Annotated in this window: 1 protein-coding gene; it reads right to left on the bottom strand. The window is 75.0% G+C overall.

Translation table 11 applies throughout. The features are described 5' to 3' along the window. The coding region (locus ITX44_RS32850) for a non-ribosomal peptide synthetase (protein WP_205362057.1) at positions 1 to 11255 on the bottom strand (11255 nt) is incomplete at its 3' end. Positions 11256 to 11328: the final 73 nt, after the last annotated feature.

Genomic DNA, 11328 nt, shown 5'->3' with positions numbered 1-11328 from the left:
CCCGGCCACCGCGAAACCGACGACGCGAACAAATCCACCAGCGAAACCGGACGAGCCGGAACCACCGTGTCATTCCAGCCAGCGAACTCATCCAGCTCAGCGCGACTCAGAACAGGTACGTCGGCGACTCGTACGGAAGGGTCCGCCCCGACCGCATCGAGCACCCCGATCAGCCGCTCCCCGATACCGGCCGCCGTCCGTTCGTCGAACAGGTCGGTGGCGTACACCAGGGATCCGTCCACCCCGGCCGGCGCCCCGTCAGCGGTGAGCCGCTCGGCGAAGGAGAACTCCAGGTCGAACTTGGCCGTGATCTCGCCCGCCGAGAAGGACTCGACCCGGACCCCGTCCAGCTCGGGCGGCACCGGCTCGGTGTTCTGCACGGTGAGCATGATCTGGAACAGCGGGTGGCGGGACAGCGAGCGTTCCGGGGCCAGCTCCTCCACCAGCCGCTCGAACGGCACGTCCTGGTGCTCGAAGGCGGACAGCCCGGCCTGCCGGACCCGCCGCAGCACCTCGGCGAACGCCGGATCGCCGGACAGGTCCGTACGCAGCACGAGCGTGTTGACGAAGAACCCGACGAGGTCCTGCACGGCCGTGTCGGTACGCCCGGCCACCGGCGTGCCGATCGGGATGTCGGTGCCGGCCCCGAGCCGGGACAGCAGCACCGCCACCGCGGCTTGCAGGACCATGAACACGGTGACCTGGTGTTCCCGGGCGAGCGCCCGCAGCCGTTCGTGCTCCTCGGCGGTCAGATGCAGCTCGACCAGGCCGCCCGCATGGCTCGGCCGCGGCGGGCGGGGGCGGTCGGCCGGCAGGGTCAGCTCGGGCGGGGCCCCGGCCAGGGCCGCGCGCCAGAAACCGACCTGGGTGTTCACCAGGCTCGCCGGGTCGTCGGCGTCGCCGAGCAGGTCGTGCTGCCAGAGGGCATAGTCGGCGTACTGCACCGGGAGCGGAGGCCGACTCGGCTGGCGGCCGGTGCGGCGTTCGGCGTACGCCAGGGAGAGGTCACGCCACAGCGGGTCGAGGGACGCGCCGTCGCCGGCGAGGTGGTGCACGACCAGGACCAGGACCCACCGGTCGCCCGGGAGCCGGAACAGGGTCGCCCGCAGCGGCGCTTCGTTCTCCAGATCGAACTCGTGGGCGGCGGCAGCGGTGACGTGCCGTCGCAGGTCCTCGTCGGCGACGTCCACCACCGGCAGGGCGACGTCGGCCGATCCGGCGGTGAGCACCTGCTGGAACGGCCGGCCGTCGGCGGAGCCGAACCGCGTCCGCAGGCTCTCGTGCCGGATGACCACGTCGCGCAGGGCGTCACGCAGCGCACCGGGGTCGACTGCGCCGGTCAGCCGCAGGACCAGCGGGATGTTGTAGGCCGCCGACGGCCCGTCCAGGCGGGTCAGGAACCACAGCCGCTGCTGGGCGGAGGACAGCGGCAGCCGGGGCGGGCGGGCGCGCACGGTCAGCTCGGGGCGGGCCGGGCGGGCCCGGTCGAGCAGCCGGTCCAGCCCGGCGACGGTCGGCGCGTCGAACACGTCCCGCACGCTCAGCTCGGCGCCGAGCACCGACCGGACGCGGGCCACCAGCCGGGTCGCGAGCAGCGAGTGGCCGCCCAGGTCGAAGAAGCTGTCGTCGGCGCCGAGGCTCGGCCGGGCGAGGATCTCCTTGAACACCTCGGCCAGCACCTGTTGCCGGGGCGTCCGCGGCGCACGGCCGGCGTGGCCGTCGGGCCGGCCGGGAAGGGGCAGGGCGCGCCGGTCCACCTTGCCGTTCGGGGTCAACGGGAGCGCATCGAGGGTCACGAACGCGGACGGCACCGAGTATTCGGGCAGGATGGCGGCGACCAGCTCCCGCAGCGCCTCCGGGTCCACCGTGGCAGGCACCACGTACGCGATCAGGGTGTCGTCGCGGGCCACCACCACCGACTGGGCCACCGACGGGTCCGCGCCGAGCACCGCCTCGATCTCGGCCGGCTCGACCCGATAGCCGCGGACCTTCACCTGTTCGTCGGCCCGGCTCACGAACTCCAGCCGGCCGCCCCCGGTCCAGCGGACCACGTCCCCGGTGCGGTAGAGGCGGCCGCCGGGGGTGTACGGGTCGGCGACGAACCGCTCGGCCGTGCGCGCGGGCTGCCCGAGGTAGCCGCGGGCCAGGCCCGCGCCGGCCACGTACAGCTCGCCGCGCACTCCGGCCGGCACCGGGGACAGGCGGTCGTCCAGGACGTACGCGCGGGTGTTGTCCAGGGGACGGCCGATCGGCACGGCCGGCCCGACCTCGGCGGGGTCCGTGAACGCGATCTGGGTGCAGCACAGAGTGATCTCGGTCGGCCCGTACAGCGCGCGGACCGTCACGCCGGGCACCGCGGCCAGCACCCGAGCCACGGCCGGCGCGGGCACCACGTCGCCGCCGGTCAGCACCTCGCGCACGCCGGTGAACGCACCGGGATCCTCCTCGGCGACCACCCGGAACAGGCCGGCGGTCAGGTGGACGTGGGTGAGGCCGTACGTCCTGATCAGGGTCCGCAAGGACGCGGCGCTGAGGTCGCCGGCCGGCGCCTGCACCACCCGGGCGCCGCGGGTCAGCGGCACCCAGATCTCGAAGACGGACGCGTCGAAGGAATGCGGCGCGACCATCAGGACGGCGGAGGTGTCGTCGACGCTCCAGCACCGGTCGCTGACCAGCTCGGCGACGTCGCGGTGGGTCACGGCGACACCCTGGGGCACGCCGGAGGAGCCCGAGGTGTACATGACGTACGCGAGACCGCTGCCGGGGATCGGCCGGCCGAGCGGTCCGGCGCCGTCCGGGAGCTCGTCGGCAGGGGTCAGCACCGTCGCGTCAGGGGCGGCTTCGCGCACGGCCGGGGCGAGGTCCGGATCGGCGACCACGACGGGGATCCCGTCGAGGACGGTACGCCAACGGGCCGGCGGGGCGGCGATGTCCACCGGCACGTACGCGGCGCCGGACTTCAGCACCGCCAGCAGCGTCACGATCAGCTCGGGCGAGCGCCGCATGACGACCCCCACCCGCGCGCCGGCGCCGGTCAGCGCACGGGCCAGGCGGTCGGAGCGGTCGTCGAGCTCGCGGTAGGTCATCGTGGTGGACCCGGAGACGATCGCGGGGGCGCCGGGCGTACGGGCTGCCTGCCGGGTGACCAGCTCCGGCACGGAGAGGCCGGGCACGGCACGGGTCTCGCCGGTCCCGGCCTCGAGCAGGTCGCGACGCTCGGCCGCGCCGAGGACCGGCAGCCCGTCGAGCGGGGTGCCCGGGTCGGCGGTGGCCGCGGCGAGGACCCGGACGAACCGGCCGGCCAGTGCCTCGGCGGTGGCCCGGTCGAACAGGTCGGTGGTGTAGGCGAGCAGGCCGGTCAGACCGTCGGGCGACTCGGTGAACGCGAACTCCAGGTCGAACTTCGCGGTGACCCCGGGTGCGGCGTACGGCTCGACGCCGACCCCGGCCAGCCGTGGGGCGCTCGCCGGGGCGTTCTGCAGGGTGAGCATCACCTGGAACAGCGGGTGCCGCGCGAGCGAGCGTTCCGGCGCCAGCTCCTCGACGAGCCGCTCGAACGGCACGTCCTGGTTCTCGAACGCGGACAGCCCGGTCTCCCGGACCCGGTCCAGCAGGTCGGCGAAGGTCGGGTCGCCGGACAGGTCCGTGCGCAGGACCAGCGTGTTGACGAACAGCCCGACCAGGTCGTCCAGCGCCTCGTCGGTCCGCCCGGCCACCACCGTCCCGACGCTGACGTCGGTGCCGGCGCCCGAGCGCGAGAGCGTGGCCACCAGGGCGGCGTGCAACACCATGAAGACGGTCACCGGCCGGGCCCGCGCGACCCGCACCACCTGGGCGTACACGTCGCCGGGGATCGATACCGCCACGACGTCACCCCGGTGCGACGCCACCCGGGGACGCGGCCGGTCGTACGGCAGCGGGAGCTCGGCCGGTGCCCCGCGCAGCGCCTCCCGCCACCAGCCGGTCTGGGCCGCGAGGACGCTCGACGGGTCGGCGGGGTCGCCGAGCAGGTCGCGCTGCCACAGCACGTAGTCGGCGTACTGCACCGGCAGCGGGCGCCACCCGGGTACCCGTCCCGCCACGCGCGCCTCGTACGCGGTCGCGACGTCGCGCCACAGCGGGCCGAGCGACCAGCCGTCGCCGGCGATGTGGTGCACCACCAGGACCAGCACCCAGCGGCCGTCCCCGTCCGGGAACAGCCAGGCCCGGACGGGCAGGTCCACCGCCAGGTCGAAGCGGTGCCCGGCCGCTCGCGCCACCACGTCCGGTTCCGCGGGCCCGGCCACGGTCAGCACCGACGTGACGTCGCCGGCGTCCACCACCCGCGCGGACGCGTTGCCGTCGGCCGACTCCGCGCGGGTCCGCAGGCTCTCGTGCCGGCGCAGCACGTCCAGCAGCGCCGCGTCCAGGGCGGGCACGTCGAGGGCACCGGTCAGGCCGAGCACGAGCGGGATGTCGTAGGTGGCGCTCGGGCCGTCGAGCTGGTCGAGGAACCACAGCCGCCGCTGGGCGTACGACAGCGGCATCGGGTCGGGGCGCGGGCCGGCGGTCAGGGCGGGACGGGCCCGGTCGGCGGTCTCCATTCGGCGGTCGAGACCGGCCGGCGTCGGCGCGTCGAACACGTCCCGGACCCGGATCTCCGTGCCGAGGACCGTCCGGATCCGCGACACCAGCCGGGTCACCAGCAGCGAGTGCCCGCCGAGGTCGAAGAAGCTGTCGTCGGGACCGGCCTCGTCGACGGCGAGCACCTCGGCGAAGACCGCGCAGAGCAGGTGCTCGCGCACCGATCTCGGTGCCCGGCGAGTGCCCGCTGCGGCCGAGTAGTCCGGGGCCGGCAGGGCTCGGCGGTCCACCTTGCCGTTCGGGGTCAGCGGCAGCTCGGCCAGGGCCAGGTACGCGGCCGGCGCCATGTGCCCGGGCAGCCGTCGCGCGACCCGCTCCCGGACGGCGGCCACGTCCACGTCCGCGGGCACCAGGTAGGCGACGAGCCGCCGGTCGGCCGGGTCGTCGCCGTGCAGCACCACGACCGCCCGCTCGGCACCGCCGTCCTCGGTGAGCACGGCCTCGATCTCGGCGGGCTCGACGCGGAAGCCGCGGACCTTCACCTGGTCGTCGGCGCGCCCGAGGAACTCCAGCCGCCCGTCGGCGTCGCGGCGCACGACGTCGCCCGTCCGGTAGAGGCGGCCGCCGGTTCCGCGTGGGTCGGCCACGAACCGCGACGCGGTCAGGCCGGCCCGGTCCGCGTACCCGCGCGCGACCTGGGCGCCGCCCACGTACAGTTCGCCGGCGACCCCGGCCGGCACGCTCAGCAGCGCGTCGTCGAGCACCAGGGTCGCCAGGCCGGGCAGGCCATGGCCGATCACGCTGCGCGGCCCCCAGCCGCCGCCGGGCACGTCCACCCAGGTCGCGTGGACGGTCGTCTCGGTGATGCCGTACATGTTCACCAGCCGCACCCGGGCCGGTACGGACGCGAGCGCGGACGCGTCCAGCGCCTCCCCGCCGAAGACGACCAGCCGGACGGCAGTGTCGTCGAGGGCGCCCGCGGGCAACTGGTGGAACGCCGACGGGGTCTGGCTGAGCACGGTGACGCCGCGGGCGGCCAGCAGGTCGGCGAAGTCGCGGGGCGAGCGGCTCACCTCGGGCGGCACCACCACGACCCGGCCGCCGTGCAGCAGCGCACCCCACAGCTCCCAGACGGAGAAGTCGAAGGCGAATGAGTGGAACCACGACCACACGTCGCGCGGGCCGAGGCCGAACCGCTCCCGGGTCGCGGCGAACAGCGCCACCACGTTGCCGTGCGGCACCACGACACCCTTCGGCCGACCGGTCGTACCGGAGGTGTAGATGACGTACGCCGGATTCTCCGGCCGCAGATCCGGTGCCGGTACGGTCGCGGGCCCGTCGTCGGCCGGCGCCCAGCCCGGCTCGTCGATCACGACCGCCGGGGCCGCGTCGGCGATCGTCGCGGCGATCCGCTCGGCCGGATACCCGGGGTCCACCGGCACGTACGCGCCCCCGGCCTTCCAGACGCCGAGCAGGACCGCGATCAGCTCCGCCGAGCGCGGCAGGACCACGGCCACCGTCGACTCGGGCCCGACGCCCCGGCCGGCCAGCTTCGCGGCGACCCGGTCCGACCAGGCGTCCAGCTCGGCGTAGGTGACCTCGTCGGGGCCGTCGACCACGGCCACCGCCCCGGGCGCCGAGCGGACCGCCCGCGCGAAGAGCTCCGGCAGGGTCGTCCCCGGCTCTCCGGCCGGCGCCGCCTCGCCGTCGGACCAGGCGGCCAGCCGGAGGCGCTCGGCCGGTTCCAGGACGTCGATCCTGGTCACCCGGGTCGTGGGGTCGGCGGTCACCCGCTCGAGCACTCGGACCAGCCGCCGGCCCAGGGCCTCGGCGGTCGCGCGTTCGAACAGGTCCACCGCGAACACGATGACCGCGTCCACCCCGGCCGGGCCGCCGCCGGGGGTGAACATCTCGGCAAAGGAGAACTGCAGGTCGAACTTGGCCGCGGTGATGTCCTCGCCGTACGGTTCGGCCTCCACCCCCGGCAGGCCGGGCAGCCGGGGGTCACGCGCGGCGTGGTGCGCGTTCTGCAGGGTGAGCATCACCTGGAACAGCGGGTGCCGCGCGAGCGAGCGTTCCGGCGCCAGTTCCTCGACGAGCCGCTCGAACGGCACGTCCTGGTTCTCGAAGGCGGCCAGCCCGCCGGCCCGGACCCGGTCGAGCAGGTCGGCGAAGGTCGGGTCGCCGGACAGGTCGGTCCGCAGCACGAGCGTGTTGACGAACAGCCCGACCAGGTCGTCCAGCGCCTCGTCGGTCCGCCCGGCCACGACCGTGCCGATCGGTACGTCGGTGCCCGCGCCCAGCCGCGACAGCAGCACGGCGACCGCGGCCTGCAGCACCATGAAGATCGTCGACTGGTGGTCGCGGGCCAGTGTGCGCAGCGCGTCGTGCAGGGGGGCGGGGATGGTGAAGGAGACCGCCGCGCCGTCGTAGCCGGTCACCCGCGGGCGGCGATGGTCGACCGGCAGGGCCAGTTCCCGCGGGGCGCCGGCCAGCGCGTCGCGCCAGAACTCGACCTGCCGGGTGGCGAGGCTCGTCGGTTCGTCGGCCGGCCCGAGCAGGTCGTGCTGCCAAAGGGTGTAGTCGGCGTACTGCACGGGCAGCGGCGCCCAGTCCGGCGCGGCGCCCGCCGCCCGCGCGGCGTAGGCCCGGGTCAGGTCGTGCCACAGCGGCACCATCGACCAGCCGTCGCCCGCGATGTGGTGCAGGACCAGGATGAACACCCACTCCTCGGCGGCGCCTCCGACGTCGATCAGCCGGGCCCGGACGGGCAGGTCCCGGGCCAGGTCGAACGGCTCGGCGGCGGCCTCGGCGGCGCGGGCTCGGACGTCAGCGGCGGCGGCCACGACGACCGGCAGGCCGACCCCGGCCCGGTCCGCGTCGACGATCTGCTGGTACGCGGTGCCGTCGGCCACCCCGAACCGGGTCCGCAGGCTCTCGTGGCGCACGACGACGTCGGTGAGGGCGGCCTGCATGGCCGCGACGTCCAGCTCGCCGCGCAGCCGCAGCATCAGGGGGATGTTGTAGGTGGCGCTGGGGCCCTCGAGCTGGGCGAGGAACCACAGCCGGCGCTGCGCGAACGACAGCGGGAGCACCGCCGGGCGCTCGGCGACGGGCACCGCGGCCCGGGCCGGCGACGCCGCGTCCAGGTGCCGGGCGAGCGCGGCCACGGTCGGCGCGTCGAACACCGTGGCCAGCCGGATCTCGACGCCGAGCAGGCCGCGGATCCGGGCGACCAGGCGGGTGGCCAGCAGCGAGTGCCCGCCGACGTGGAAGAAGTTGTCGTCGACGCCGACCTCCTCCCGGCCGAGCACCTCGGCGAAGAGGTCGCAGAGCAGCTCCTCGCGCAGGTCACGCGGGCCGCGCCGGGCGACGGCCGGCTCTTCGGCCGGGCCGGATGAAGCGGAGCCGGCCGGGGCGGTGACCGCCCGGGTCGGCAGGCGGCGCTGCGGGTCGCTCTCCAGTGCTCCGACGACGGTCTCGGTCTCGGTGGCGAGCAACTCCGCGACGGCGCCGGCGTCGATGCGCGACACGCACTGGACGGTGAAGCTGAAGCCGTCGCCCAGGTCGTTCACGGAGACGTTCAGCGGATAGTTGCTGCGTTCCCGCGCCCAGATCGGCTCGATGCCGCTGGCCTCGGCGAAGGGGGTGCTCTCCGCGCTCGCCGAGAAGTGGCGGTAGTTGAACAGGGCGGTGAACAGCGGGGCCGGGTGCCGGACGCCGCTGACGCTCTGCGCGAGCGAGAGGGGTGCGTGCTCGTGCACCATCAGCTCGGCCAGCTGGTCACGCATGGCGCGGACGGCGTCGAGGACCCCGGTGCCGCCGGTGCGCACGTACACCGGGAGGGTGTTGATGAACAGCCCGAGCACCCGGTCGGCGCCCGCGCCGGCCTGCATCCGCCCGAACAGGACGGTGCCGAACACGACGTCCTCGCGGCCCGCGGCCTCGGCGAGCGCCCGGGCCCAGACGACGTGGAAGATGGTGGCCGCGCTGACGCCGTGGCGGCGGGCCTGCGCGTGAACCCGACGAGCCAGCTCCGGTGGCAGGTCGGCCCAGACCGTGGCGACGTCCTCGCCGGAGCCACGCACGTCGAGCACGCCGTAGGGCGCCGTGGTCTCGGTGACACCGCCGAGCAGCCGGGTGAAGTACTCGGCGTGCTCGGCGTCGCTGACCCCCATCCGGGCCTGGCCGACGAACTCACGGTAGGGCAGCACCGGCGGCAGCTCGTCGCCCCGGCCTGCCAGCACCGCCCGGACCTCGGCCAGCACGACCTCGGAGGTGGTGTGGTCGAGCACGATGTGGTGGTTGCGCAGGGCCAGCAGCCACCGGTCACCGCCCGGCTCGGGGGCCGCCCAGGCGTCCATCAGCGGGGCGTGGCCCAGGTCCATCGGCTCGTCGCACCGCGCCAGCAACCAGGCCACGGGGTCGTCGCCGGCCGGTTCCCCCAGCTCGTGCACGGGCAGCTCGGCGTGCCGCTGAACGACCTGCACCGGGTGCGGCAGCCCGTCGGCGAAGACCGCCGTGCGCAGGATGTCGTGCCGGTCGACGACCTGCTGCCAGCCGCCGAGGAAGGCGTCGAGCCGTGCGCGCGAGTCGAAACGCAGCACCTGCCGCAGGACGTACGGGTCCTGACCGTCGCCGGAGCCGAGCTGGTGGTGGAAGAGCAGGCCCTCCTGCAGGGGTGCCAGCGGGTAGACGTCGGCCACGTTGGCGACGCCGCCGTCCACGCGGGCCACGACGGTGGCGAGCTGCTCGGTGGTGAGCCCGGACAGCGGCACCATCGCGGCCGTCAGCACGGTCGCGGCATCGGCGCCGGGCGGGATGAGGCACGGCGGGACGTCGACCCGCTCGCGGGCCGCGGCGACGGCGAGCCGGGCCGGGGTCGGACTGGCGAACAGGGTGCGGACGTCGATCGTGACGCCGCGTTCGCGCAGCAGTTCCACGAGGCGTACGGCCAGCAGCGAGTGACCGCCGAGGTCGAAGAAGCTGTCCTCGACGCCGACCGCCTCCACCGCGAGCACCTCGGCGAACGCCGCGCAGATCAGCTCCTCGCGCACGTCGCGGGGAGCACGGGAGCCGGTGGTGTGCTCGGGGGCCGGCAGCGCGCGCCGGTCCACCTTGCCGTTGGTGTTCAGCGGCAGCTCGCCGAGGAACACGAACGCCGACGGCACCAGGTACTCCGGCAGCCGGGCGGTCAGGTGCTCCCGCAGGTCCGCGGCCGTCGCCGTGCCGCGCGGCACCACGTACGCGACCAGCCGCTTGTCGCCGGGGATGTCCTCGCGGGCCTGCACCACCGTGGACGCGACCGCCTCGTGCCCGGCGAGCACGACCTCGACCTCGCCGGGCTCGACCCGAAAGCCCCGGATCTTGACCTGTTCGTCGGCGCGCCCGGCGAACTCGACGACACCGTCGCGGCGCCACCGGGCGATGTCGCCGGTCCGGTAGAGCCGGCCACCCGGGGTGAAGGGGTCGGCCACGAACCGGTGGGCGGTCAGGCCCCGGCGTCCGAAGTACCCTCGGGCCAGGCCGTCACCGGCCAGGTACAGCTCGCCGTCGACGCCCACCGGCACTGTGGCCAGCCGGTCGTCCAGGACGTAGAGCCGGGTTTCGGCGATCGGCGCCCCGATGGGCAGCGCCCCGGCCGTGTCCTGCTCGGTCACCGTGTACACGGTCGTGAAGCAGGAGTTCTCGGTCGGCCCGTACGCGTTGACCATCCGGATGCCGGGGACGTGGCTCAGCACCCGGGCGCACGCGGCCGGCGAGACCACGTCGCCGCCGGTGATCAGCAGCCGCAGGCCGGCGAACGTGTCCGGATCGACGTCGGCCACGGTGTGGAACAGGCCGCAGGTCATGAACAGCAGGCTGACGTCGTGCCCGGTCAAGAACGCCGTCAGGTCGCCGATGGACAGCCGGCCCGGGGGCGCCACGGCCACGGTCGCGCCGGTCAGCAGAGCGCCCCAGATCTCCAGCAGGGCCGCGTCGAACGAGACCGAGGCGAGGTGGCCGACGACGTCGCCCGGGCCTGCGTCCCAGAACCAGGACTCGCGGACCAGCCGGTCGACGGCCCGGTGCACCGCCACCGCGCCCTTGGGGGTGCCGGTCGAGCCGGAGGTGTAGAAGACGCAGAGGGCGCTGTCCGGGGTCAGGGCCGCGTTCGCCGGCAGCGGCCCGGGGTCGGCGCGGGCGATCTCGCGAACGGTCGCCGGTTCGTCGAGCACCACGACCCGCCGCCCGGGCGCGGTCCCGTTCAGCGGGCGCCCGGCCACCACCAGGGAGACCTCGGCGTCGTCGAGCATCAGCGAGATCCGCGTGGCCGGATAGTCCGGGTCGACCGGCACGTACGCCCCGCCGGCCTTGACCACGGCCAGCATCGTGATCACCATCTCGGGAGAGCGGGGCAGCATGATCGCGACCCGGACCTCGGGGCCGACCCCGGCGGCGGCGAACACCCGGGCCAGCCGGTTGGACCGCTCGTCGAGCTCCCGGTAGTCCATCGTCACGGTGCCGCCGGCCAGCGCCGTGGCGTCCGGGGTGCGCCGGGCCTGTGCGGCGAACAGCTCGGGCAGCGTGGCCGCCGCTATCCCGCGCCCGGTGTCGTTCCAGCCGACCACGATGCGCTGCCGCTCGGCGTCGTCCATCGCGAGGATCTCGCTGAGGTCGATGTCGTCCGTCGGTTCCGGCTGCTCCGGCATCACGCGCACGCCCTCCACATCACCGGGACAGCAGGGGGCGCCGACCCGTTCGGTCCAGGCTGCTCCGGCGAGC

This window comes from Actinacidiphila acididurans (genome assembly GCF_016918855.1).
GTDB lineage: Bacteria > Actinomycetota > Actinomycetes > Streptomycetales > Streptomycetaceae > Actinacidiphila > Actinacidiphila acididurans.
The sequence above is the reverse complement of the archived record's forward strand: the minus strand, read 5'-3'. Positions and strand labels throughout refer to the sequence as shown.